This is a genomic window from Pseudomonas sp. AC463 (genome assembly GCF_979253585.1).
In genome coordinates this window covers 1-277 of the sequence record NZ_CEEDDZ010000537.1, presented here as the reverse complement: position 1 = coordinate 277, position 277 = coordinate 1, and the positions used below count along the sequence as shown (strand labels likewise).

Here is a 277-nt window from a genome sequence, read left to right as displayed (position 1 = left end):
CCAATCCTGCTGCTTCACGGCTGGCCTGAAACGTGGTGGGAATGGCACAAGGTGATGCCGCTGCTGGCCGAGCATTTCAGCGTGGTCGCCATCGATCTGCGCGGCGCGGGTTTCTCCGACTGCCCGCAGGGCGGCTATGACAAGGCGACAATGGCGCGCGACGCGCATGATGTGATGGTTGCCCTCGGCCACTTCCGCTACGCCGTGTGTGGACATGACATCGGCGGAATGGTCGCCTTGCCACAGGCCGCCCTTCATCGCGAGGCGGTCACCCACC

Annotated in this window: 1 protein-coding gene; it reads left to right on the top strand. The window is 65.0% G+C overall.

Annotated features, from left to right (window positions below):
* Window positions 1-277, top strand: a 277-nt coding sequence (locus AC0IYH_RS31300; protein WP_471838106.1) for an alpha/beta fold hydrolase, incomplete at both ends; no start/stop codon positions are given.